Source organism: Streptomyces sp. NPDC015144 (genome assembly GCF_043079735.1).
Taxonomy (GTDB): Bacteria; Actinomycetota; Actinomycetes; order Streptomycetales; family Streptomycetaceae; genus Streptomyces.
Window position 1 is genome coordinate 76,670 of record NZ_JBIBUU010000017.1, and the last position, 24,393, is coordinate 101,062.

The 24,393-nt window shown below is 71.0% G+C and carries 23 protein-coding genes and 1 tRNA gene; 7 read left to right on the plus strand and 17 right to left on the minus strand.

The annotated features are described in order from the left end of the window. Positions 1-201 precede the first annotated feature (201 nt). Together ACF08W_RS26065 and ACF08W_RS26070 are read right to left on the minus strand one after the other, a co-directional pair. Positions 202-275: transfer RNA gene (locus tag ACF08W_RS26065), tRNA-Met, on the minus strand. Between the two features lie 51 nt (positions 276-326). Then, entirely contained in the window at positions 327-3,311 is a 2,985-nt protein-coding gene (locus tag ACF08W_RS26070; protein ID WP_392280738.1) for a UPF0182 family protein, read from the minus strand. Positions 3,312-3,448: 137 nt separating this feature from the next. Here ACF08W_RS26070 and ACF08W_RS26075 point away from each other — a divergent pair, with 137 nt between their 5' ends. Further along, positions 3,449-4,009, plus strand: a complete 561-nt coding sequence (locus tag ACF08W_RS26075; protein ID WP_392280703.1) for a PPA1309 family protein — start codon at positions 3,449-3,451, stop codon at positions 4,007-4,009. 26 nt (positions 4,010-4,035) lie between these two features. Here the strand turns inward: ACF08W_RS26075 and ACF08W_RS26080 are convergent, their stop codons facing one another. The 4 genes from ACF08W_RS26080 to ACF08W_RS26095 form a co-directional block, all read right to left on the minus strand. Then, positions 4,036-5,124 carry a PDZ domain-containing protein gene (locus tag ACF08W_RS26080; RefSeq protein WP_352278353.1) on the minus strand — a complete coding sequence of 363 codons (1,089 nt, stop codon included), beginning with the start codon at positions 5,122-5,124 and terminating at the stop codon, positions 4,036-4,038. Positions 5,125-5,269: 145 nt separating this feature from the next. Continuing rightward, entirely contained in the window at positions 5,270-5,440 is a 171-nt protein-coding gene (locus tag ACF08W_RS26085; protein ID WP_352278352.1) for a hypothetical protein, read from the minus strand. Positions 5,441-5,603: 163 nt separating this feature from the next. Beyond that, entirely contained in the window at positions 5,604-6,065 is a 462-nt protein-coding gene (locus ACF08W_RS26090; RefSeq protein WP_352278350.1) for a molybdenum cofactor biosynthesis protein MoaE, read from the minus strand. 115 nt (positions 6,066-6,180) lie between these two features. Next, entirely contained in the window at positions 6,181-7,323 is a 1,143-nt protein-coding gene (locus ACF08W_RS26095; RefSeq protein WP_366293016.1) for an SDR family oxidoreductase, read from the minus strand. Positions 7,324-7,515: 192 nt separating this feature from the next. Here ACF08W_RS26095 and ACF08W_RS26100 point away from each other — a divergent pair, with 192 nt between their 5' ends. After that, the gene (locus tag ACF08W_RS26100) at positions 7,516-8,931 is read left to right on the plus strand and encodes a zinc-dependent metalloprotease (RefSeq protein WP_385217847.1); all 1,416 of its coding nucleotides are present in this window, start codon (positions 7,516-7,518) and stop codon (positions 8,929-8,931) included. After that, positions 8,928-9,476, plus strand: a complete 549-nt coding sequence (locus ACF08W_RS26105; protein WP_352278344.1) for an NUDIX hydrolase — start codon at positions 8,928-8,930, stop codon at positions 9,474-9,476. The genes ACF08W_RS26100 and ACF08W_RS26105 overlap by 4 nt, the downstream gene beginning before the upstream one ends. A 117-nt stretch (positions 9,477-9,593) precedes the next feature. On the opposite strand, the gene ACF08W_RS26110 is transcribed toward ACF08W_RS26105, so the two are convergent. The 4 genes from ACF08W_RS26110 to ACF08W_RS26125 all read right to left on the minus strand — a co-directional run bounded on the left by ACF08W_RS26110 (position 9,594) and on the right by ACF08W_RS26125 (position 13,456). Further along, complete coding sequence (locus tag ACF08W_RS26110) at positions 9,594-10,349, minus strand: AIM24 family protein (protein WP_352278343.1); 756 nt, start codon at positions 10,347-10,349, stop codon at positions 9,594-9,596. 19 nt (positions 10,350-10,368) lie between these two features. Further along, a complete protein-coding gene (locus ACF08W_RS26115; protein ID WP_392280704.1) occupies positions 10,369-11,049 on the minus strand; it encodes an AIM24 family protein in 681 nt (226 codons plus the stop codon). An 11-nt stretch (positions 11,050-11,060) separates the two neighbouring features. Continuing rightward, positions 11,061-12,725 carry a TerD family protein gene (locus ACF08W_RS26120; protein WP_392280705.1) on the minus strand — a complete coding sequence of 555 codons (1,665 nt, stop codon included), beginning with the start codon at positions 12,723-12,725 and terminating at the stop codon, positions 11,061-11,063. Between the two features lie 107 nt (positions 12,726-12,832). After that, complete coding sequence (locus tag ACF08W_RS26125) at positions 12,833-13,456, minus strand: M48 family metallopeptidase (RefSeq protein WP_352278338.1); 624 nt, start codon at positions 13,454-13,456, stop codon at positions 12,833-12,835. 247 nt (positions 13,457-13,703) lie between these two features. On the opposite strand from ACF08W_RS26125, the gene ACF08W_RS26130 reads away from it, so the two are divergent. Together ACF08W_RS26130 and ACF08W_RS26135 are read left to right on the plus strand one after the other, a co-directional pair. Next, entirely contained in the window at positions 13,704-14,849 is a 1,146-nt protein-coding gene (locus ACF08W_RS26130) for a ThiF family adenylyltransferase (protein WP_385217856.1), read from the plus strand. A gap of 41 nt (positions 14,850-14,890) precedes the next feature. Next, positions 14,891-16,450: an ABC1 kinase family protein gene (locus tag ACF08W_RS26135; protein ID WP_392280706.1), complete on the plus strand. Its 1,560-nt coding sequence runs from the start codon at positions 14,891-14,893 to the stop codon at positions 16,448-16,450. A gap of 55 nt (positions 16,451-16,505) precedes the next feature. Here the strand turns inward: ACF08W_RS26135 and ACF08W_RS26140 are convergent, their stop codons facing one another. The 5 genes from ACF08W_RS26140 to ACF08W_RS26160 form a co-directional block, all read right to left on the minus strand. After that, on the minus strand, positions 16,506-16,721 hold the full coding sequence (locus ACF08W_RS26140; RefSeq protein WP_385217862.1) for a hypothetical protein: 216 nt from the start codon (positions 16,719-16,721) through the stop codon (positions 16,506-16,508). Between the two features lie 211 nt (positions 16,722-16,932). Further along, on the minus strand, positions 16,933-17,283 hold the full coding sequence (locus tag ACF08W_RS26145; protein ID WP_352278331.1) for a hypothetical protein: 351 nt from the start codon (positions 17,281-17,283) through the stop codon (positions 16,933-16,935). Then, complete coding sequence (locus tag ACF08W_RS26150; RefSeq protein WP_385217866.1) at positions 17,280-17,657, minus strand: WhiB family transcriptional regulator; 378 nt, start codon at positions 17,655-17,657, stop codon at positions 17,280-17,282. Before ACF08W_RS26150 ends, ACF08W_RS26145 begins: the two co-directional genes overlap by 4 nt. Before the next feature lie 173 nt (positions 17,658-17,830). Then, on the minus strand, positions 17,831-18,166 hold the full coding sequence (locus tag ACF08W_RS26155; protein ID WP_352278328.1) for a hypothetical protein: 336 nt from the start codon (positions 18,164-18,166) through the stop codon (positions 17,831-17,833). 165 nt (positions 18,167-18,331) lie between these two features. Next, complete coding sequence (locus ACF08W_RS26160; RefSeq protein WP_352278326.1) at positions 18,332-20,533, minus strand: ATP-dependent DNA helicase UvrD2; 2,202 nt, start codon at positions 20,531-20,533, stop codon at positions 18,332-18,334. Positions 20,534-20,757: 224 nt separating this feature from the next. Here ACF08W_RS26160 and ACF08W_RS26165 point away from each other — a divergent pair, with 224 nt between their 5' ends. Then, positions 20,758-21,012: a mycoredoxin gene (locus tag ACF08W_RS26165; RefSeq protein ID WP_352278325.1), complete on the plus strand. Its 255-nt coding sequence runs from the start codon at positions 20,758-20,760 to the stop codon at positions 21,010-21,012. 78 nt (positions 21,013-21,090) lie between these two features. On the opposite strand, the gene nudC is transcribed toward ACF08W_RS26165, so the two are convergent. Next, entirely contained in the window at positions 21,091-22,038 is a 948-nt protein-coding gene (gene nudC / locus ACF08W_RS26170; protein ID WP_366292975.1) for an NAD(+) diphosphatase, read from the minus strand. Positions 22,039-22,081: 43 nt separating this feature from the next. After that, positions 22,082-23,476 (minus strand): dipeptidase, encoded by a 1,395-nt coding sequence (locus ACF08W_RS26175; protein ID WP_392280707.1) that lies wholly within the window; start codon positions 23,474-23,476, stop codon positions 22,082-22,084. 447 nt (positions 23,477-23,923) lie between these two features. Between ACF08W_RS26175 and ACF08W_RS26180 the strand changes: the two genes are divergently transcribed. Then, positions 23,924-24,391, plus strand: a complete 468-nt coding sequence (locus ACF08W_RS26180) for a hypothetical protein (protein ID WP_392280708.1) — start codon at positions 23,924-23,926, stop codon at positions 24,389-24,391. Positions 24,392-24,393: the final 2 nt, after the last annotated feature.

Below are 24,393 nucleotides of genomic sequence, written 5' to 3' on the forward strand. Positions count from 1 at the left end.
CCGCACCCCGCGTACACCGGTACAACGAGGACCGTGAGGTCACTTCAGCGTTTTGTCGACATGCCCACAGAGAGACAAGTCAAACACGTTCGGAGCCAACACGTGCCCCCCGAACCGCACTTCACTCACCCTGCACAAGAAAGTCGCCATGGCATGACGAAGGCCCGGATCCTCGAAAGGATCCGGGCCTTGGTCTTTCAGTAGCGGGGACAGGATTTGAACCTGCGACCTCTGGGTTATGAGCCCAGCGAGCTACCGAGCTGCTCCACCCCGCGTCGTTGTGTTGCAACCGTACCACGACGCGAGGTGGAGCTTTACCGGGTTGCTCAGCCGCCGCTGTCGCTTCCGGCCGGTTCGTCCTTCTTCTTGTCGGAACCACCGGAAGCGGCCGTGCTCTTGTCGGAGCCACCCGAGGAGTCCGCACCCTTCGGGCCGTCGCTCTCGGCGCCCGGCTTGGGCTGGGCGGCCGCAGCACGCTGGAGCGCGTCCTGGAGATCCGCCTGGGCCTTGCCGTAAGCGGTCCAGTCCTGCTCCTTCAGGGCCGCCTCGCCCTCCGAGTAGGCCTTCTGCGCGTCCGCGATCGCCTTCTTCAGCGCCGCGTCACCGGTGGCCGGCGGCTCGGTGGTCTCGCCCGGGGGCCGGGTTTCGCCCGGCGGCTCGGTGGTGCCGGAGTCCGTCACCCCGAAGACCGCGTTGAGCGCCTCGCCGAGACTGTTCTCGAAGACGGTCTTCGATCCGTACGAAGCGGCGACCTTGCGCAGCAGCGGGTAGTTCTGCGTACCACCGCGCGTGTACACCGGCTCGATGTAGAGGAAGCCCCCTTCGAGCGGCACGGTCAGCAGGTTGCCGTACTCGATGTCGGAGTCGGTCCCCTTCAGGTTCCGCACGAACTCGGCGACGTCGTCGTTGCCGTTGAGCTCACTCTGTACCTGACCGGGGCCCTTCACCGTGGTGGTGACCCTGAGCAGCCTTATCGTGCCGTAGTCCTTGCTGGCAGCGTCCGCGTCCACCGCCATGAACGCCCCGAGGTCGGGCCGCCCCTTCGGGGTGAAGGTCGTCGTCAGCGAGAACTTCTGAGCCGTCTGGTCCGGCATCTTTATGCTCAGGTAGTACGGCGGGACGGCACCGGAGTCCTTGTTGGTCGGGTCGTCCGGCACCTGCCAGGCGTCACTGCCGCTGTAGAACTGCGCGGGGTTGGTGACGTGGTAGCGGGTGAGCAGCTCGCGCTGGACCTTGAACAGGTCCTGCGGGTACCGCAGGTGGTCCACGAGCTCCTGCGGAATGTCCGCCCGGGACTCCACGGTCCCGGGGAACGCCTTGCGCCAGGTCTTGAGCACCGGGTCCTTGGTGTCCCACTCGTAGAGCTTGACCGTGCCGTCGTACGCGTCGACGGTGGCCTTCACCGAGTTGCGGATGTAGTTGACCTGGTTCTGCTGGGCGACCACCGCGCGCTGGTTGGTGGTCAGCGAGTCGGCCGTGGTGTCACCGAGCGTCGTACGCGAGGCGTACGGGTAGCCGTTCATCGTGGTGTACGCGTCGACGACCCACTGGATGCGGCCCTTCACCACCGCCGGGTAGGCGTCGCCGTCGATGGTCAGCCACGGGGCGACCGCCTCGACGCGCTCCTTGGGCGTGCGGTTGTAGAGGATCCGCGAGCCGTCGCCGATGGCCCCCGAGTAGAGGATCTGCGGCTCGCTGAACGAGACGGCGTACGCGGCACGGTTGAAGGCGTTGGAGAGGCTGACCCCGCTGTCGCCCTTGTAGCTCGTGGTCTTCTCGCCGTCCTCCTCGTAGTCGAGCTCCTTCTGGGGCCCGCCGACGATGGAGTACTGCTCGGTCTTCTCGCCGTAGTAGATCCGCTGCTCGTACGTACCCAGATCACCCGTGGTCGGCAGACCCGACTCGGTGAAGTCCGGTGAACCCTTCGGGTTCTTGCCCGTCGTCGTGCCGCGGGCCGCGATGGCGCCGTAGCCGTGGGTGTAGGTGAAGTGGTCGTTGATCCAGTTGCGCTTGGGGATGCCGTCGAGGTTGAGCTCGCGCAGACCGATGACCGTGTCCTGGTCCTTGCCGTCGGCGTCCTTGTAGCGGTCGACGTCCAGCGTCTTGGGGAACTGGTAGTAGTTCCTCTTCTGCTGGAGCTGCTGGAAGGCCGGGGAGACGACGTTGGGGTCCATCACGCGGTAGCTGGCGGCGTCGTTCGCGCTCGCGCGCAGCTTGGCGTCGTCCTCGGTCGTGCTCTTGCCCGAGTAGTCCTGGACCTGCGCCCGGTCGATGTCGTACGCGTCACGCGTCGCTTCGATGTTCTTCCGGATGAAGGGGGCTTCCTTGGCCTGCTCGTTCGGCTGGACCTGGAACTTCTGCACGATCGCCGGGTACAGCCCGCCGATCAGCACGGCGGAGAGCACCATCAGCCCGAAGCCGATCACCGGGAGCTGCCAGGTGCGGCGCCAGAGCGTCGCGAAGAACAGCACCGCGCAGATCGCGGCGATGCAGAACAGGATGGTCTTCGCCGGAAGGTAGGCGTTGGCGTCGACGTACCGCAGACCCGTCCAGTTGTCGGTGGCCTTGAAGTCGCTGGACTTCACGGCCAGGCCGTACCGGTCGAGCCAGTAGGCCACGGCCTTCAGCGAGACGAAGACACCGAGCAGCACCGACAGATGGCCGGTGGCCGCGCCGGTCGCCCGCGCGCCGGGGCTGGTGACGCGGAGCCCGCCGTACAGGTAGTGGGTCATCGCGGCGGCGATCAGCGAGAGCACCGTGGCCGCGAAGCCGAAGCCGAGCAGGAAGCGGTACCAGGGCAGATCGAAGGCGTAGAAGGACACGTCCAGGTGGAACTGGGGGTCCTTCTGCCCGAACGCCACTCCGTTCACGTACATCAGCCAGGTACGCCACTGACCGGAGGCCGATGCTCCGGCGATCAGGCCGACGAGCGCGGTGATCGCGAGCAGCACCCACTTCTTGTGCGGGGCGAGACTCATGCGGTAGCGGTCCAGGCTCTGCTGCTCCAGCGACATCGCGCTCAGCGGCGGCCGGAGCCGGTGGGCGAGCCAGATGTTCAGACCGACGGCGAAGGCCATCAGGAGTCCGAAGACGAGGAACAGCCCGATCTTGGTCCACAGAGTGGTGGTGAAGACGGACGAATAATCGACCGACCGGTACCACAACCAGTCCGTCCAGAACCCGGCGAACATGACGAACGCCATGGCGAGAACCGCCAGGACGCCCAGTGTCATGAGCAGGGTACGGGCACGCCGGGACGGGCGGCCGACTCTGATCCGTGGCCCGGTGGGGCCTCCGCCGCGGTCCGGCATCTGGAAAGCCAAGGTGCGCACCTCGAAGTTCGCGGGTCGTTGTGAAGCGGGCCCAGCGATCGTAGAGCCCGCTTGTTCAACTTACTGACGCTTTACCTAGTTCCCGTTTCCGGGGGCGAAGGAGGCAGGATATTGCCATGTCCAACGTTTCCCCCTCAGGCCCTCCGATGGCCGCGAGCCCGCTCACCGTGGCCGTGCTCGAAATCGACGAGTACATTTCCGGCCTCGGCTGGGACCAGCCGGCCCGGCTCTTCGCCCTGGTCGACACCGCCCGGCTCCGCCGCCAGGAGCCCGCCCTGGCCACCCAGCTCGGCCTGGACGGCGCCGAGGCGCCGGCCTCCGCACTGACCCCCGTCGAACAGGACGAGCTGCCGCCCGGCACCGCCCTCGACGAGTTCCTCGCCACGATCGCCTGGCCGGACGCGGTGACGGGCTGCGCCATGTCGGTGGAGCGGCTGATGCTGCCGCCGTCCGCCGAGGCGTCCGTGCCCGAAGGGCTCAGCGACGCGCAGCTGACCTCGTGGGTGGCCGAGCACCCGGAGCGCCAGGAGGTGCGGATGACCGTGGCGGTCCTCCGGGACGGCACCCGCGAGGCGGCCGTACGGCTGCGCGCGAAGGACACCCCGAGCGAGGTGCGGACCGGCGCCGGGCTGGTGCCCGGACTGGCCGACGCGCTGGCGGCGACCTTCGAGGCCTGACCTGTCACGCCCGCAGGGGGGCGCGGTCAGCCCGCCGAGCAGCTCGGCAGCCCGGCCGTGTCCCCCACCCGGATCTTCTCCAGCGACTTCTTCGCGTCGCCGATCGTCTTCACCTTCACCAGCGTGAGCCCGCTCGGGGTGTCCGAGGCGGCGGCCGCGCAGTTCTCCGCCGGGGTGAGGAAGTACTCCGCCCCGGCGTCACGCGCGCCGACCAGCTTCATCGTGATGCCGCCGATCGGGCCCACCTTGCCCTTGTCGTCCATCGTGCCGGTGCCCGCGACGAACTTGCCGCCGGTGAGATCGCCGGGCGTGAGCTTGTCGACGATGCCGAGCGAGAACATCAGACCGGCGCTCGGGCCGCCGACGTCGGCGAGCTTGATGTCGATCCGGAACGGGAAGGTGTGGTCCGTCCCGGCCTGGATGCCGACGATCGCGCGGTCCTCCTTGGGGGCCTTCACGGTCGTGATGACGACCTCCCGGCTGCCCACGGGCTCCTTGCCCGCCTTCTCCGCCTCCTGGGCCGTACGCGCCGGGACGACGGTGAACGTGACCTTCTCGCCGGGATCGTTGCGGGTGACGAGCTTCGCGACGTCCTCGGGCCGCTTCACCGCCTCGCCGTCCACCTGCTTGATCACATCGCCGGCGTGCAGCTTCCCCTGGGCGGGGCTGCCCTTGACGACCGTGGAGACCACGACGCGCGACTTCACCGGGATGCCCAGTTCGTTGAGGGCGGCGACCTTGGCGCTCTCCTGGGACTGGCTGAACTCCTCGGCGTTCTCCTGCGTCGACTGCTGCTCGGTCTTCCCGTCCGGGTAGAGGGTGTCGTGCGGCACGACCAGGCTGTCGTGCCCCAGCCATCCGTAGACGGCCTCGACGACGTTCATCCGGTAGTCGGCGCCGGTGACCCTGACCGTCGTCATGTTGAGGTGGCCGGAGGTCGGATACGTCTTGTGCCCGGAGATCTGCAGGACCGGTTCGCCGCCCGCCTTGCCGAGGGTGTTCACGGTCGGGCCCGGGGACATCTCCGAGTACGGGACCTTGACCACCACGCCGACGCAGAGCAGCGCGATGAGGATCAGCGTGGAGGCGAGCAGCGTCGCGGTGCGGCGTGGCATGGAACGACAGTACGGGAAGGGTCTGTCAGTGCACTGTCGGGGCCGGTCCGTACGGACGGGGCACCGGGCGGCAGCGCCCCGGCGGCCGGGACCGTTCAGGGGCAGGCCGCAGCGCGGATTGGCGACCGCATACGCGCGGGACCGTTCAGACGACGTCGGAACCGGAACGCGACTTCTCCATCGCCTCGCGGAACCGGGCATAGCCGACGAGCTCCGAGGCATCGCCGGTGGTTCGATTTCGAGCGGCCCAGCTACTCCATATCGCAGAGCCGAGCGCAGCGAAAAGCGGAATCATCAACCAGGCAAGCGCTGCCATTACGACCTCCCTACCCATGAGCGACCGCAACTGACCGATCAGCAGATTAACCGTCCGGTGAAACAACGCTCACGGCAGGGCCTGAGTTACGCAAATCGGGTCGCCCGGATGGTCCTCCGGCCAGGGCGGGTCCGCCCCTGCCGCGTCGGACACGCGCTTGCGATCAGCAGGCGCCGACCCATTCCTCGGTGCCGTCCGAGAATCGCTGGTGCTTCCAGATCGGGACCTCGTGCTTGAGGTCGTCGATGAGTCTGCGGCTGGCCGCGAACGCCTCGGCACGGTGCGGGCAGGAGACGGCGACGATGACGGCGAGATCGCCCACCTGGAGGTCGCCCACCCGGTGGACCGCCGCCAGTGCCCGGACCGGGAAGTCCGCGGCGACCTTCTCGGCCACCCGGCGCATCTCGTCCCGCGCCGAGGGGTGACAGGAGTAGCCGAGCCCGCCGACGTCCTGGCCGCCGTCGTGGTTGCGCACCGTACCGACGAAGAGCGCCGTGCCGCCCGCCGCGTCGTCCCCGACGGCCCGGAAGACCTCGTCGATCGAGAGGGGGGTGTCGCGGATCTCCAGCAGCCGGACCGGGTCGTCCGCCGCCCGCTCACCGGGATGGTGGTTGGTGGGTGCCATGGGGCCCATGGTGCCGCACCGGGGCGCCGGGCGGAATTGCGGATTTCACCGGCGGGCCGCCCCCGGCCTTGGAGCCTCCTACAGAAGAACCCCGTCGGGCGCGGCCGCGCCGCCCTCAGATCCGGCGGCGGGCCTTGCGGGCCCGGCGCACCAGGGCGGCGGTGCCGAGCAGCGCCACGGTCGCCCCGGCGGCACCGGCGGCGGTGGCGTCCTTGCGGCCGAGACGCCGCCCGGCAACGGTGTGCCGCCCCTCGACCTCCTCCAGGAGCGCGGCGAGCACCTCCTCGTTGGTCCAGCCCGGACGCCAGCCCACGTCGTGGAGCCGGCTCACGCTGACCACCCAGGGATGCATCGTGTACGCCAGGTCACCGGCCGGGGAGGGGGTGAGGCCGATCCGGTGCAGCCGGGCGGCGGCGCCCAGGGCCACCGCGGAGGGCAGCTCCATCCGCCGGACGCCGCTGAGCTCCTCCACCTCCTCCTGCTCCAGCCAGCCGTCGCAGCCGACCGCGAACTCTCCGTCGATCTTCTCCAGCGCGGCGTACTCCAGGGCCGTGACCAGGTCCTCGACGTGGCAGAACTGCCAGGTCGGACGGGATCCGGCGACGACCAGGAGACGCGGTGACTCGAAGTAACGGGTCAGCGCGGTGTCCGTACCGCCCACCAGGACCGTGGGGCGGACCACGGTCACGTTGAGTCCGGGGTGGGCGCGGGGCGCGCGGCGGCCGAGCCGTTCGATCTCCAGCAGGTCGCCGACACCGGTGGCCTCCGCGGTGGCCCGCAGTTCGGCGTCCTCGGAGAGCGGGATGTCGTTGTCGGGCAGGGCCCCGTAGACCATCGCCGAGGTGCACAGCACGACCCGGTGCACACCGACGGCGGCGGCCGCGGTCAGCACGGTCTGGGTGCCGCGCACGTTGTACGCGGTACGGGCGGCCGGATCGGTCTCCAGGTCGAGATCGAGCGCGAGGTGCACCACGACGTCCGCGCCGCGCAGCTTCTCCGCGATGGCGGGATCACGCACGTCGAGGATGTGCCAGGTCGCCTCCGAGACCTCGCCGCGTCGCTCGTCGATGGCGATGACCTGCTTGATCTCCTCGGACGCCGCGAGGCGCGCGGTGAGCAGTTCGCCCACGCCGCCGGCGGCCCCGGTGACCGCGACCACGGGGCCACGGTTCCTGGACCGGCTCTTTTCCGGTTTGTTCTCGGTCGAGGGAGCGGACAGGTTTCGCGCTGCGCGAACCTGAGGATCTGGGGAACTCACCAGGCATCTCCAGCGGTTGTCTTCAGTACGTACCCGAATGACGCGTGCGTACCAGGTGGCGTCCATCCTGCCGCAGGCCGGGAGCCGGCGGAGCACTGAGGCCCTGCGGGGACTTTTGGTGTCTACGCTGGATGGTGATGTCGGGCAGTCGCCGTCGGTTCGAGCCGGCGGCCCTACGAGCCGAGGAAACCCGTGAGTGACACCCCATTCGGATTCGGCCTTCCGCCGGAGGAGCCGGACAACGGCGACGAGGGCAAGAAGAAGGACCCCACCGGAGGTGGGCAGGGCTCGGGCGGGCCGGCGAACCCGTTCGGCTTCGGGCCGGGCGCGGGCGGGGACAACCCGTTCGCGGCGATGTTCGGCTCGATGAACCCCAACGACCTGGGCGCCGCCTTCCAGCAGCTCGGCCAGATGCTGAGCTACGAGGGCGGCCCGGTGAACTGGGACATGGCCAAGCAGATCGCCCGCCAGACGGTCTCGCAGGGCACGCCGGACGGCACGAAGGACGCCAGCGTCGGTGCCTCGGAGCGGTCCGCGGTCGACGAGGCGCTGCGCCTGGCCGACCTCTGGCTGGACGGGGTGACGTCGCTGCCCTCCGGTTCGGTCTCGACGGTGGCGTGGAGCCGCGCGGAGTGGGTCGAGGCGTCCCTGCCCGCCTGGCAGAAGCTGGTCGACCCGGTGGCGGAGCGCGTCGGCCTCGCCATGGGCGACGTGCTGCCCGAGGAGATGCAGGCGATGGCCGGGCCGCTGATCGGCATGATGCGGTCGATGGGCGGCGCCATGTTCGGTCAGCAGATCGGGCAGGCCGTCGGTGTGCTCGCCGGTGAGGTGGTCGGGTCGACCGACATCGGTCTGCCGCTGGGCCCGGCGGGCAAGGCCGCGCTGCTGCCGCTGAACGTGGAGCGGTTCGGCAAGGACCTCAGCGTGCCGCAGGAGGAGGTGCGGCTGTACCTGGCACTGCGCGAGGCGGCCCACCAGCGCCTCTTCGCCCACGTCCCGTGGCTGCGGTCGCACCTGTTCGGCGCCGTCGAGGGATACGCGCGCGGCATCAAGGTCGACACCAGCAAGCTGGAGGACGTGGTCGGCCAGTTCGACCCGTCGCAGCCCGAGCAGCTCCAGGACGCCCTCCAGCAGGGCATGTTCCAGCCGGAGGACACGCCGGAGCAGAAGGCCGCCCTGGCCCGTCTGGAGACGGCGCTGGCGCTCGTCGAGGGCTGGGTGGACGCCGTGGTGCACGAGGCCGCGAAGTCCCGTCTGACCTCGGCGGACGCGCTGCGCGAGACGATGCGCAGGCGCCGTGCCTCCGGTGGTCCCGCCGAGCAGACCTTCGCGACGCTCATCGGTCTGCAGCTGCGCCCGAGGCGGCTGCGGGACGCGTCCCGGCTGTGGGCCTCGCTCACCGACGCGCGCGGTCTCGACGGCCGCGACGCCCTGTGGGAGCACCCCGACATGCTGCCGACCGCCCAGGACCTGGACGACCCGGACGGTTTCGTCCACCACGAGCAGCTGGACTTCTCCGAGCTGGACAAGATGCTCGGCGAGGCGGCGAAGGGCCCGGGCAAGCCCGAGGCGGACGACGAGGACGGCAAGGACGACACCGGCCGGTGAGCCTCCACGACGACGCCACCCTCGTACTGAAGGCGTACGACAGCCCGGCGGATCCGGCTCAGGAGGAGCTGCGCCAGGTCTACCTCGACCATCTGGCGCACCACCCCGACGGCATGTGGAAGTCCTGCGGGGCGGGCCACCTCACGGCCAGCGCGCTGGTGGTCGATCCGGAGCACGGGCGGGTGCTGCTCACCCTCCACCGCAAGCTGCGGATGTGGCTGCAGATGGGCGGCCACTGCGAACCGCAGGACGCCTCGCTCGCCGCGGCAGCGCTCCGGGAGGCCACCGAGGAGTCCGGCATCCCCGGGCTGACCCTGCTCGGGGGCGGCCCGGTCACGCTGGACCGCCATCCGATCCCCGCCCCCTGCCACTGGCATCTGGACGTCCAGTACGCGGCGCTGGCCCCCGCCGGCTCCACCGAGCGGATCAGCGACGAATCGCTGGACCTGCGCTGGTTCGCGTACGACGAGGTCGCCTCGGTGGCCGACGCCTCCGTCGTGCGGCTGCTGGAGCGCACCCGCGCCGCGCTGGCGGAACGCCGGTAGCGGCCCCGGCCCACCGGGCTCGGCCCTTGGCCGTGCCAGGCTTCGCGGCCACGGCCGAGGGGCGGTCCCCGCGTGAGGACCGCCCCTCGGCCGTGGCGCACGTTTCGTGCCGGCGGTTCAGTTCCAGGTGTTGTTCTGGTTCTGGCCGTGGGCGCCCTGCTGCCCCATGCCGTACTGGGCCCGGATGCCCTGGCCGATGTCATGGCTCTGCGGAGGCAGCACCTCGCTCGGCTGGACCAGGGCGAAACCCTGGCCGAGGAAGCTGAGCTCCCAGCCCTCGCCGGTGCTGCCGCGCCTGCGCCAGACGCCCGAGGAATGGGTCTGGGCCTGCATCTGCACCCGCAGCGAGCTGGACCAGGCGACGATCGCGTCGGCGTCGGCATTGACGTACTTGTCCGGCGTGACCTGCATCATCAGCGGCTGGCCCGAGGTCATCAGCGCGACCTTGCCGCTGCCGGAGATGTTGAGCTGGTACTTCCCGGTGCCCGAGATGCCGTACTGGCTGTCCACCGCGATGACCTCGGTGTGCAGCGCGGAGTCCAGAGCCAGGACGTAGGCACTGTCCACGGTGATGCCGTCGTGGTCGACGTCCACGACGTGGATGTGCTGCGCCAGGTTGGCGAAGAAGACGGTGCCCTGGCCGGAGCACCGCATCAGTTCGAGGCCCTCGCCGGTGTGCGCGCGGGCATGACGCTGCCCCTGCGACTGGTACTCGCCGTCGAACTCCATCAGGCCCTGGTACGCGACCATGGCCCCCTTGCGGGCGAGGACGTCGTCGTGGCCGGTCAGCGAGACCCGCAGGAGCTGCGGGTTCTGGACGGTGTACCGCTCCTGGGACTGCTGCTCGGTGTGGCTGAAAAGCGGACTCTGCATGGTGTGTTCCCCTCCCCCGTCAGTTCCGGATCCGCAGGCGGTCGGTACTGTCCTCGCTCGGCTGGACGACGACGATGCCCTGGCCGGAGAACGCCATCTGGTACGCCTCGCCGCTGCCCCGCCCGATGAGCGAGGACGCCTTGAAGCTGCGCTTCCCCTTGACCTTGAGGTTCGGGGACCAGGCCACGAGCGCGTCCGGGTCGACGTACGTCTCATCCTCGCCGCGTCCGCAGTCGACGACGATGGGCGTGCCGCGCGAGGTGATCGCGACCCATCCGGTGCCGGAGATGCAGACGTTCCACAGGCCCTGCCCGGCGAACTTGGCGAGGCCCTTGACCCGCTCGACACCCCAGGTGAGATGGGCGTCGAAGGCGAGGACATTGGTCCCGTTGACCGAGAGGGACTCGTTGTTGAGGTTGATGACGACCACGTCGGCGCCGTAGTCGGCGAGGTAGAGCAGACCGTCGCCGGAGCACTTCATGATCGGCGTGCTCTCACCGGTGAGCCACTGGGAGGCGATCTGCCGGACGGCGGGCGGGTTGGGCTCGTACTGGATGAAGCCCTCGTAGGCGACCATCGAGCCGGTACGCGCGTAAAGGTCCTGGCCGGTGGCCATGGCGACCTTGAGCATCGTGTGGCCGTGGTTCTCCATCCGGGCGGTGACCGGGGTCGGGACGTAGCCCGCGAGCTGCTGGTTCATGACGGGCTCCCTCAGACCTCGTAGGGCTGGACGACGATGAAGTTGCCGGGGGCGCCCCGGAACTGGAGGTTCACGGTCTCCCCGCTGTGCCCGGGGTACGCGTTGCGGCGCAGCCGGACCTGGCTGGAGATGATCACCTGGGACCCGGACGACCAGGCCACGACGGCGTTGCAGTCGGCGAAGGTGGTCGGCGTGACGGGCAGCACGACGGGGGTGCCGTGGGTCTTGACGACGACCGTGCCGGTGCCCTGGAACTGCATGGTGAACAGGGCACCGCCGGGGATGCCGTGGCCGTCGATCCTGCGGACCTCGTACTGAAGGGTCTCGTCGAAGGCGAGAACGTTCTCCGCCGAGACGCAGATTCCGTCGCCCTGGAGCTCGATGGGGTGCAGGTGGGAGCCCTCCTCGGCGAGGAAGACCTGGCCGCGGCCGGTGCAGCGCATCAGCTGCATCTCCTGGCCGGTGGCGTTGCCGACGATGCGGCCGGCGAAACCGGCGCCCTTGTAGCCGAAGTCGACCTTGCCCTGGTACATCACCATGCTGCCCTGGCGGGCGAGCACGGGCGTGCCGCCCTTGTCGAGGTCGACCCGCATGAGCTGCTGGTTCTGCGAGGTCCAGCGCTGGCCGTTGTCCGTCTCCTTGTAGAGCTGAAGAGCTGCCTGGAGACCGGCACCGGCCTGCGGCACCCCCTGGGGAACGCCGTGCGGAACACCGGGAGGCTGCATCCCGGGAGGCTGCTGACCGAACGGGGCCGCGGGCGGCTGGCCGTAGGGCCCAGGGGGCTGCTGACCGTACGGGGCCGCGGGCGGTGCCTGGCCGGGGACCTGCCCGAACTGCGGCTGCGGCGGCTGCCCCGGATGCCCGTAGGGCGCGGCGGGCGGGGGCGGGGGCGGCACCGGGCCGCCGTGCGGTGCCAGTGGTGCCACCATCGTCGGCGCGGCGTGCATCTGCTGCGGCGGCACGGGGGCCGGGGCCGGCGGTGGCGCGGCGGGAGGCTGCGCGGCAGGGGCGCCGAAGGACGGGGCGGGGGGCGGTGCCGGTGCGGCGGGCGCACCGAAGGACGGGGCAGGGGGCGGCGCGGACGCCTGGGCGGGCGGGGCGAACGCCGGGGGTGCAGCCGCCTCCGGCTGGGGCGCGGCGGGCTCCTCCTCGGCGACCTCGCCGCCGAAATTCTTCAGCAGCGCTTCGAGACCGCCGTCGAAGCCCTGACCGACCGCGGCGAAGCGCCAGACGTCCTTCAGGTAGAAGTCGCCCAGCATCACCGCACGCTCGGTGGTGAACTCCGAGCCGGTGAAGGCGTACCTGACGACCTCCTCGCCACCCGCGACGACCCGGATGTAGCCGGGACCGACCTGGGACATCTGCCCGGCCCCGTCGATCGTCGCGGTGAACGACAGCTTGTGGATGTGTGCCGGGACGCGGTCCAGGGTGACGCGGAACGACTCGGTGTCACCGGCCTGCGGGCCGAGGAGCTGGATGGACTCCTCCGGCGATTTGGGCTGGTTGAAGAAGACGAAATAGCGGTCGTCAGAGAGCTGCTCGTTGGCGTCGAGACCGAAGCAGCTGATGTCGAAAGTCAGTCCCTGGCCGGCGATCTGCACGCCTACGTACAGGTCCGTCCCCGCTGTGAGGTCGCTGATCCTGGCCTTGTGGCCGCGTTGGAATTCCCTGGCCATACGTAACGACCGTCCCCCATCCCGAAGGTGAATGCGTCGCGCCAGGCTAACCGCAAACTCCGACATCGATCCAAGCCGGTGCACACCCGGTACAGAATCGGCGCTGGTCACTCACCTCGCGCGGCGGGAAGGCGCGGCAACCGGTCGGCGGCGACCACGCCCTCCAGGTATCCGCGCGCCCGTTCGGTACGGGGATACCCCTCCAGCAACCGCCAGAAGTCCGGGCCGTGCCCGGGGACGAGCAGATGCGCCAGCTCGTGGAGGAGCACGTAGTCGATGACGTACTCGGGCATGCCCTGCAGCCGGTGCGAGAGGCGGATGCTGCCCTCCGCCGGGGTGCAGGAGCCCCATCGGCTGTTCTGGTTGGTGACCCACCGCACCGAGGCCGGCCTGGCCCGGCCCTGGAAGTACTGGGCGGACAGCCGCTCGGCGCGCTCGGCCAGCTCGCTGTCGCCGAAGACCTTCTTGCTCTCCTGCGCCGCGAGTTTGTCGAGCATCACGCCCACCCAGCGCCGCTCCTCGGCCTCCGACATCCGGGCCGGGATGAGCACGATGGTGCGGTCACCCTCCCGGTAGGCGGAGACCGTTCTGCGGCGGCGGTTGCTCCTGCGGACCTCGACGGCGTTCGCCACCGGGGCGCGGGGCGGACGGTCCGCGGCACTTTGCTGCTGGGTTCCGGCACGGCGCGCGGGGGTCTCCCCGGCGATTCCGGGTGACGGGTCGGCGGGCACGCCACGACGTTACCCGGTGCCGGTGGGAGAAATCCCGGCTCCGGACGGTTCGGGCTCGATCCGTTCCCTTCCCCCACCATTTGAATGACTAACACCCCGTGCCTGTGGACAACTTTCCGCACGTTTCGGCCCCGGCATGCATTCTGGCAACGGGTCCGGCGAGGATCCGGGTCCCGGCCCATGCGCGGGACCACGCAGGGAGCAGGACCGAGGGACACAGAGCAGACCGGGGGCAGCCATGTATCCGATGTATCCGATGTTGAAGCCCGCACTGCGCCGCGCCTGGCGCAGCGCGGGGACCGTGCAGTTCGGGGTGACGCACGCCCATGCGGTGAAGTTCGGTCCGCTGGACATCACGACGGGCAGTTTCCTGGAAATGCTCGACGGGACGCGCGGGCTGCCGCTGCTGTACGAGGAGGCCCGCACGCTCGGGCTGACCGAGGCACACGTGGACACACTGGTGGGACGGTTGCTGGACGCCGGGCTGATCGACGACGTACGGGCCGCCGGTCCGGAGGCCGATGTCCTGCGCAACCGGCCCGGTGCGCTGGAGCGGCACCGCCCCGACCTCGCCTCGCTCTCCGTCGTGCACCCCGAACCGGGCGGCGGGATGAGGCGGTTGGCGGCCCGGCGGGCGATGCGGGTCCAGGTGAGGGGAGCGGGCCGGGTGGGGGCCGCGATCGCGGCGGTGCTGTCCGGGTCCGGGGTGGGCCGGGTGGAGGTGCTCGACGGCGGGCACACCGAGCCGTCCGACGTCTCGCCCGGCGGGCTTCCGGCGACAGCCGTCGGGGAGCGCCGGGACACCGCCGCCCGGCAGTTGGTGCGCAGGTCCGCGCCCGGTACGGCGCCCCGGGCCGCGGAGACGGCGGGACCGCCCGGCGGCGGCGAGCCGGGGCTGTCCCTGGTCGTGGTGGCCCCGCGCGACGGATTCTCGGTGTACGTCCCCGACCCCAGGTCGGCCGAGCCCTGGATCGCGTCGGGCACGCCGCATCTCTATGCCGGGGTGCTGGAGTCGACGGGGATCGTCGGGCCGCTGGTGCTGCCCGGCGGCACGGCCTGCGCGCAATGCATGGCGTTGGAGCGCGCGGCCCGGGATCCCGACTGGACCAGGATGCTGTCGCAGTGGCGGTCCGGCCGGCGGACGGCGGTGCAGGCCTGTGACCTGGGTCTGGCGACGGCGGTGGCCGGGCTGGCGGCCGCGCACGCGCTGTCCTTCCTGGACGGCGATCTGCCCGCGAGCACGGGAACCCGTTGGGAGGCGGCGCTGCCGCTGCTGGAATGGCGTCCCGAGCGGTGGTCACCGCGCCTCGACTGTTCCTGCGGGGCGGCCGGGCACATTGGGGAGGATCGCTCCTCCGATAGCGAGGTACGGCAGGACACAATGGCCGGGTAGCCGCCGCGCGCGGTACGGCGGTCTGGGATTTGGAGGGGCTCATGTCTGATCTTCCCCGGAAAGCGGTCACCCGTACCGCCAAGCTGGCCGCCCTGCCTCTGGGCTTCGCCGGCCGGGCGACGTGGGGTCTGGGCAAGCGGATCGGCGGGAGATCGGCGGAGCTGGTCGCCCGGGAGGTCCAGCAACGCACCGCGGACCAGTTGTTCCGCGTTCTGGGTGAGTTGAAGGGAGGGGCGATGAAGCTCGGCCAGGCGCTGTCGGTCTTCGAGTCGGCCCTGCCGGAGGAGGTCGCCGGACCGTACCGGGCGGCCCTCACCAAACTGCAGGAAGCCGCGCCCCCGATGCCCAGTGACACTGTGCACGCGGTGTTGGCGGAGCGGCTCGGGGAGGACTGGCGGGAGCTGTTCCTCACGTTCGACGACAAGCCGTCGGCCGCCGCCTCGATCGGCCAGGTGCACCGGGCGGTGTGGCACGACGGGCGGGCCGTGGCGGTGAAGGTGCAGTATCCGGGTGCCGGGGAGGCGCTGCTCTCGGATCTGACCCAGCTCAGCAGATTCGCCCGTCTGCTCGGTCCGTTGATCCCCGGAATGGACATCAAGCCCCTGATCACGGAGTTGCGCGACCGCGTCTCGGAGGAGCTGGACTACGAGCAGGAGGCCCGTTCGCAGGGGGACCACGCCAAGGAGTTCGCGGACGATCCCGATGTGGTGATCCCCGGCGTGGTGCACCGGTCGGACCAGGTGCTGGTGACGGAGTGGATGGAAGGCGTCCCGCTCGCCGATGTGATCGCCGACGGTACGCCGGAGCAGCGGGACCGGGCCGGACAGTTGTTGGCGCGCTTCCTCTTCTCGGGGCCGGCGCGCACCGGTCTGCTGCACGCGGACCCGCACCCGGGCAACTTCCGGCTGCTGCCGCCGGAGGACCGAGGAGCGGTGGAAGGAACAGAGGAAGGAGAAGAGGGCTCGGGATCGGGGGGCGGAGAGGCGGTCGACCGGACCGGCGAGTGGCGGCTCGGGGTACTGGACTTCGGAACGGTCGACCGGCTTCCGGGCGGCCTGCCGGAGATCATCGGGGAATCCCTGCGGCTGACGCTGTCGGGCGAGGCGGAAGCGGTGTACGAACTGCTGCGGGGGGAGGGCTTCGTCAAGGAGACGATCGATCTCGACCCCGACGCGGTGCTGGACTACCTCCTGCCGATCATCGAGCCGGCGCAGGTGGAGGAGTTCACGTTCACCCGGAGCTGGATGCGCAACCAGGCGGCGCGGATCGCCGATCCCCGCTCCCCCGCCCACCAGTTGGGCAAGCAGCTGAATCTGCCGCCCGCGTATCTGCTGATACACCGGGTGACGCTGAGCACGATCGGGGTGCTGTGCCAGTTGAACGCGACGGTGCGGCTGCGCGACGAGCTCGAAGCCTGGCTGCCGGGCTTCCTGCCGCAGGACGAACCGGACACGGACGGGGTGGCCGGGGACGGACCCGCCGAGAGCGGGCCGGCCGACGGTGGACCGGAGGAGAGCCGGATGGGTGCGGACGTGCCGGAGCCGAGCGGGAAGGGGCTCGTGGTGCAGGAGCTGGCGGGCGACGCACCGTCAGGGGCATAGCGGGCGGGCCGGTCGACGGGCCCGAGGGCAGGGGCGGGGCCGCCGCGGTGGGCCGTCACCACCAGTCGGAGTCGAGGCGGCCCTCGATCGCCCTGATGTGGGTGCGGGCGCACGTGTCGCAGAAGTACTGGCGTCTGCCGTTCTCCACGGAACAGAGCCAGGTCGGCGGTACGGCCTCGCCCTCGGCCGAGGCGCCGCACAGGGCGCAGACGACGGGAGCGTCGTCGCCCGGCGCGGGCTCCTGGGTCCGGTGCGGCTTCTCCTCGTCCATCTCGTGACGATAACGCCGCCCTCGGCATGTCGCGCGGTGTCGTCCGGCTTCGCCGCACAGCACGACCGCGGAACCGGTCCGTCCGGACCGGCCCCGCGGAAGGGGTACTGCTTGTCGGGTTCGCGTACCGTTCCGGGGCGCGAATCCCTGCCGGGCAGAGAGCGGCTGCCCGGCGGTGAGGTGGCCGGCGCAGGGCGCGGCCGGTGCCTGGCTAGTGCATGACTGCCATGGCCAGTGCCCGGCGGGCACGCATCGAGGCGCGCTCGGCCCGGCGCTGCATCCGGCGCGCGTTGACCAGGCGCACGGCCTGTCGTTGCGAGTCGGCCTCCTGCAGGCGCTCGTGCATATGGGCACGGGCCAGGGCTTCTGGGATGAGTTGCATGGCGCGGGTCCTGTTCTGACGCGAGTCGTTCGCGCCGGTGATCGTGACGTTCGGTGTTGCGGAGCCGACGGGCTCGTGGGTGGGGACGGACATTTCTGCCTGATTTCGGGGATCGTGGGTGTGGGGACGGTCGATGGTGCCGATGCGTTGGGGGGCCGTGACCCCCAGTCCGGCGATCACGCCGCGACCGGGTTCTTGCGCGGACGGCCACGCGGCCGCTTCCGGGCGACGACGACACCCTGGATGAAGAGCTCACCGCCCCAGACACCCCACGGCTCGCGGCGCTCCTTGGCGCCCGCGAGGCAGGCCTCGACGAGCGGGCAGGTACGGCAGAGGGACTTGGCGTACTCGACGTCGGCGGGCGACTCCGCGAAGAAGACCTCCGGGTCGTAGGAGCGGCACGGGACGGGCACGCCGAGGTTCTCGATGGCGTCGTCGAGCGCGGTGAGCGCGGTGAGGGGGGCGAGGGGGGTCAAGGTGGAGTCCTCCGTGAGGCCGGGCGGCGGGAGCGTGTCGGAAGTCGGTACGGACGGGGCGTGCGTTTCGAGTTGCACGGTGGGTGGTGTCCTCGTCTGGTCGTTCCGGCCTGTTGGCCGAGTGGCGGCTGGTACCGGGTGGTGCTTGTCCCGAGGCCCCTTCGCGTTGTCTCGTCCGTTGGGACAAAACAAAAGGGCCGCGGATCCCGAGTGGGGTTCCGCGGCCCTGAAGGCGCCGGCCTGATGATGCATCAGGCTGGATGACTCCAGGGTTCAGGCCCACGGAAGGCCCACATCGTGTGGTGCTGCTTCATCTGCTGATCGGCGCCGGCTTCAGCTCCCGCACCGACGGCGGCAAAGGCATAGGCCTGGGCCTGTCCCTTCGCTACTGCTGCTGCCGGTGCCAGAGCCGGTCGCTCATTGCGCTCCTGCGCCGGGAGGCTCGCCGGGGACAGCGGACGGACGGCAGGAATGCCGGACAGACCGGTGCCACGGAGCGAGGACTCGGAAGAGCAGGCGAGGCCGAGCGAGCAGGCGGAGACGACCGAAAGATCGGTCATTTTGTTGGTCTCGATGATGCTGATCACTTCAATCGCCTCCTCTCGGCGTCTCGGGCGGACCGGCGGGCCGGTCCTACGTATTCGGATAAGTACAGCACGGACCCAAGGCTTCCGAGAAGCCGTTGTTTCCGTGGTTAAGAACCTATGGTGATGACTGGTGCGGGCGCAAACTATTTTTCCGACGAGTTTTCCTCACTCCTCGCCGGTGTCCTCGCCGAGCGCTTCCTCCACCGTCCCACCTGCGCAGATGGCCAGAACGGCGGTTCCGAACCGGCCCAGCTTCCGCGCGCCGACCCCGGCGATCACCGCCAGCTCGCCCGCGCTGCCCGGTACGGCCTCGGCGATCGCCATCAGCGTCTTGTCCGTGAACACGCAGTACGCGGGCTGCCCGATCTCCCGGGCCCTGGCCGCGCGCCAGTCGCGCAGCCGCTCGTACAAAGCCTCGTCCATGTCGGAGGGGCAGTCCTCGCAGCGCATCAGCTTCATCTCTCCGGCGTCGGTGAGGGTCCTGCCGCAGACCCGGCACCGGGCGGGGCCCCGGCGGCCCCGTCTGGCGGCGGCCGGTCCCGCGCCCCGTTCGATCCCGCCGCCGACCGCGCCACGCGCGCTGCGGGTGCCGAGCGGGCCGGAGCCCGGGCGCAGGCCGCTGAGGAAGCGGCTCGGGCGCCGCCCGGCACGGCCGCCGGGAGAGCGGGCGAGCGACCACGACAGCGTCAGATGGAGACGGGCCCGGGTGACGCCGACGTAGAGGAGCCGGCGCTCCTCCTCGACCTGCTCGTCGGTCCTGGCGTACGCGATCGGCATCATGCCCTCGGTCAGCCCGACCAGGAACACCGCGTCCCACTCCAGGCCCTTCGCGGAGTGGAGGGAGGCGAGGGTGACGCCCTGAATCGTGGGGGCGTGCTGGGCGGCGGCCCGTTCGTCGAGCTCCGCCACCAGATCGGAGAGGGTCGCGCCGGGCCTGGCCCGTTCGAAGTCCTCGGCGAGGCGGACCAGGGCGGCCAGGGACTCCCAGCGGTCGCGCACCGCGCCGGAGCCCGCGGGGGGCTCCGAGGTCCATCCCTTGGTGGAGAGCACCGCGCGCACCTCCGCGGGCAGGCCCTCGGCGTCGTCGAGCAGGGAGTCGTTGCCGCCGGCGCGGGCGGCGCCGCGCAGGGCGACGCCCGCCTCCCGGACCTCGGCCCGTTCGAAGAAGCGCTCAGCGCCCCGGAGCTGGTAGGGCACACCGGCGTCGGACAGGGCCTGCTCGTAGACCTCGGACTGCGAGTTGACCCGGTAGAGCACGGCGATCTCGCCGGCCGGGACGCCCGCGGCGATCAGGTCGCGGATGCGGCGGGCGGTGCCCTCGGCCTCCGAGGGCTCGTCCGCGTACTCCGTGTAGGCGGGCTCGGGGCCGGGGTCGCGCTGCGAGACCAGTTCGAGCCGGTGCTCGGCGGCTCGGCCCCGGGCCTGGCCGAGCAGCCCGTTGGCCAGGTGGACGACCTGGGGGGTGGAGCGGTAGTCGCGGACCAGCTTGACCACCGTGGCCCTCGGGTGGCGGGTGCGGAAGTTCAGCAGGTGCTCGGGGGTGGCGCCGGTGAAGGAGTAGATCGTCTGGCTGGCGTCGCCGACGACGCAGAGGCTGTCCCGGTCGCCGAGCCAGAGGTCGAGCAGCCGCTGCTGGAGCGGGCTGACGTCCTGGTACTCGTCGACGACGAAGTGCTGGTACTGGCGGCGGACGTGGTCGGCGATGTCGTGGCGGTCCTGGAGGATGGCGACCGTGAGAAGCAGCACGTCCTCGAAGTCGATCACCGAGCGGTCGCGCTTCAGCTCCTCGTACGTGGCGTAGATCTGGGCGATCTCCGCCGGGTCGCGGGGGGCGTCGCGCTGGGTCTTGGCGACCACGGCCGGGTAGTCGGCGGGGACGGTCTGGGTGACCTTGGACCATTCGATCTCGCTGGTGACGTCCCGCAGCTCGTTGCGGTCGAGGCGGATGCGACAGCGGGCCGCCGCCTCGGCGACCAGCTGGACCTTGCGCTCCAGCAGCCGGGGCAGCTCGCCGCCGACCGCCTTCGGCCAGAAGTACTGGAGCTGGCGCAGGGCGGCGGAGTGGAACGTACGCGCCTGGACGCCGCCCGCGCCGAGCTGGCGGAGCCGGCCGCGCATCTCGCCGGCGGCCCGGTTGGTGAACGTGACGGCCAGCACGCTGCTCGGCTGGAGAATCCCGGCGCGCACCCCGTAGGCGATGCGGTGGGTGATCGCACGCGTCTTGCCCGTACCGGCTCCGGCCAGCACGCACACCGGGCCGTGCAGGGCCGTGGCGACCTCGCGCTGCTCGGGGTCCAGGCCGTCGAGCACGGCGTCGGCCGACTCGGGGACCTGGGGGAAGAGGGAGGAATGCGTTGCTGCTGTCACTCCGCCCATGCTGCCAGGTCGGCGGGGAGGGGTGCGGTGGGTCGTCCACAGGCGGGCCGTATTCGTCGTACCGGTCCCGGCGGGGAATGGTGGTCGCCCTGTGTACGTTGCTCTTCCGTGCGGTGACGCACGGTCCGGCTTCTCCGTGACGGACTTCTCCGTGTGACGGACGGGACGGGCGAGATGGACGAGACGACCATGCGAGAACAGAGGAGCGCGAAGACATGTCGGGCACTGTGACGATGTACAGCACCACGTGGTGCGGCTACTGCCGTCGGCTGAAGAGCCAGATGGACCGTGAGGGCATCGCCTACAACGAGATCAACATCGAGCAGGACCCGGAGTCCGCCGCCTTCGTGGAGAAGGCAAACGGCGGCAACCAGACCGTTCCCACCGTCCTGGTCGTCGGCGCGACCGGCGCCGAGGCCGTCATGACGAACCCGTCGCTGGCGCAGGTGAAGCAGGCGCTCGCCGCCTGATCCGCGTACCGGCGCGCCCCACGCCCCTTCCGGTGCCGTGCTCGGCCGGAGGGGGCGTCGGCATGTCCCGCGGGCGGGTCAGCCGAGGCTGCCGGGCTTCGGGAGCGGCTTGCCGTACCAGAGCTCGATCAGCCGCGCCGCGATGGAGATGCCGTACGGGGGCATGACCTCACCGGACTCGAAGGCGGCGGTGAGGTCCTCGCGGGAGAACCAGCGGGCCTCCTCGATCTCCTCGCCGTCCACGTTGATCTCGGAGCTGGTGGCGCGGGCCATGAAGCCGAGCATCAGGCTGGACGGGAAGGGCCAGGGCTGACTGGCGACGTACTCGACCTCGCCGACCGTGACGCCCGCCTCCTCGAAGACCTCGCGGGCCACCGACTGCTCGATCGACTCGCCGGGTTCGACGAAGCCCGCGAGCGTCGAGAAGCGGCCCTCGGGCCAGTGCACCTGGCGGCCGAGCAGGGCGCGGTCCTGTTCGTCCGTCACCAGCATGATCACCGCGGGGTCGGTGCGCGGGTAGTGCTCGGCGCCGCAGGCCGGGCAGCGGCGGATGTGGCCGGCCGCCGCGATGACCGTGCGCTCGCCGCAGCGGGAGCAGAAGCGGTGCAGGCGCTGCCAGTTCTCCAGGGCGACCGCGTGCACCATCAGGCTCGCGTCGCGCGGGCCGAGGAGCAGGCCCGCCTCGCGCAGTCCGGCCGGGCGGGCCGGCTGGTCCATGCGGCCGGGCAGGGAGTCCTTCTGGAGCGCGAAGTAGCTGACGCCGTTCTCGTCGGTGCCGAGGAAGTAGCGGTGGGTCTCGGTGAGCGGGGCCTCGAAGGCCGGGGTCATGACGATCTCCGTGGAGCCGTCGGCCGAGTCGTCGATCAGCACCTGGCCGCCGGAGACGACGAACACACGGGTGGTCGGGTGGCTCCACGCGGCGGACAGCCAGGCCTCGTCGAGGCGGTGGTGGGCGGCGCGGTCGATGCCGCTGGGCGCGGTCAGGCCGATGGGCCGGACCGCGGCGGCGTTGTCGAAGGTGCTCACAGGTGCTTCCTACTCCCCCGGGGTGGAATCGGGTGTTCAGGACTCAGCGGAGTGCGGCGGCCAGCTCGCCCCACAGGTACGCGGCCGTCTCCACGCCCTTGAGGAGGAGGTCCAGCTCGACCTTCTCGTTGGGGGCGTGCCAGCCGTCCGACGGTACGGAGATGCCCAGGAAGAGGACGGGGGCGCCGAGCACGTCCTGGAGGTCGGCGGCGGGCCCCGAGCCTCCTTCGCGGGTGAAGAGGACCTTCTGGCCGAAGGCCCGTCCCATGGCGCGGGCCACCGCCTGGAGGGCGGGGTGGTCGAGCGGGGTCAGGCAGGGGCGGGTGGCGGGGGCGAAGGTGATCCGGTGCCGGATACCGGCGGGGATCCGTGCCTCGGCCCAGGCCCGGACCGCCTGCTGGACGTGGTCGGGATCCTGGCCCGCGACGAGCCGGAAGCTGATCTTGACCAGGGCGGAGGACGGGATGATCGTCTTGCTGCCGTCGCCCTGGTAGCCGCCGCCGATGCCGTTGACCTCGGCGGTGGGGCGGGCCCAGACGCGCTCCAGGGTGGAGTATCCGGCCTCGCCGGACGCGGCGCGGGACTTGGCGGTGCGCAGCCAGGCCGCCTCGTCGAAGGGCAGCTCGGCGAAGAGCGCGCGCTCGGTGTCGGTGAGTCCGGTCACCCCGTCGTAGAAGCCGGGGATCGCGACCCGGCCGTCCGCGTCGTGCAGCGCGGCGACCAGCCGGGCGACGGCGGTCGCCGGGTTGGGGACCGCGCCGCCGAACGAGCCGGAGTGGATGTCCTGCTCCGGGCCGTCCAGGACGATCTCGCACTCGGCGAGGCCACGCATGCCGGTGCAGACCGTGGGGGTCGTCTCGTTCCACATGCCGGTGTCGGAGACGATCACGGCGTCGGCGGCGAGGCGGGCGGCCCTCTCCTCGACCAGGGCGCGGAAGTGCGGCGAGCCGGACTCCTCCTCGCCCTCGATCAGGAGCTTGAGGTGGACGGCGGGGGTGGTGCGGCCGGTGGCGGCGAGATGGGCCCGGACGCCGAGCGTGTGGAAGAACACCTGCCCCTTGTCGTCGGCGGCGCCCCGCCCGTACATCCGGCCGTCGCGGATCACCGGCTCGAACGGGTCGGTGTCCCAGCCGTCCTCGCGGGCGGCGGGCTGCACGTCGTGGTGGCCGTAGACCAGGACGGTCGGGGCGTCCGGGTCGTCGGAGGGCCACTCGGCGAAGACCGCGGGGGCGCCGGGCGTCTCCCAGATCTCCACGGCCGGGAAGCCGGTCTCCTCGAGCTTGGCGGACAGCCACTCGGCGCTGCGTCGTACGTCCCCGTCGTGGACCGGCTGGGCCGACACGGACGGGATGCGCAGCCAGTCGGCGAGGTCGTCGAGGAAGGCGGCGCGATGCTGCTGGGTGTACGTACGGACGGCGCTGTCCGGGGTGTCGCTCATGGCCACGAGCCTAGTGCCTCCCCCGACGGGGTCCGTTCCGCGCAGGGGTGTCCGGGGCCGCGGCCCGCTCCGGGCCGTACGGCTGTCGGCGGGGCCCCTCCTCCAGTTGAATGGCTCCGCCGAACGGTTCCGGGGACGGTGCCCGCCAGCGAAGGGGGAGAGCGGGTTGAGCGGTTCAGGTGGGGGAACGCCGCCGCGTCGGCGCACCGCGGTGAGGCGGCGGCCTGGGTCTCGGCGATCACGGCGGTGGCCGGTCTGCTGCTGGCGGTGTTCGGGATTCCGCTCGTCGGCGGCTCCCCGGTCAACCGGGGCGTCGCCGGCCGCGCGGACGCCCCGGCGGCGTCGCAGTCGCCCGCGCCATCGCAAGGGTCGTCGGAGTCTCAGAAGTCTCAGGGGTCGCCTGAATCACAGGGCTCACCGGAACCGCGGTCGTCACCGCCCCTGGCCGTGCCCGAGGGGTGGCGCCGGGTCCGGGAGGCCGGTCTCACGGTCGCCTTCGCCGTACCGGACGGCTGGACCCGTACGAGGCGGAACGCCATCCAGAGCAACTGGGCCTCCCCGGACGGCACCCATGAGATGAGCGTGAAACGGGACACGTCGTACGGGGCGACCGCCGAGGCGGCCGCGGAAGGGCAGCTCGCCTGGTACCGCGACACCGCGAAGTCGTCGATGGCCGGGCTCACGGCCGTCCGCCACACCACCCGGCAGAACGGTCGCGCGGCCCTCTGGCTGGAGATCGACTACCACTGGGCGGGCCAGAGCCGGGCCCGCAAGCGCGTCGAGGTGTTCGTCCCGGGCACGGCGGGCCGGGTCTACCAGCTCCTCCTCGACACCACCGCGACCACCGGCGACCTCGCCGCGCAGCGGCGGCTCTTCGCGACCGCGCGCGGACAGCTCCTGATCGACCGGGGCTGAGC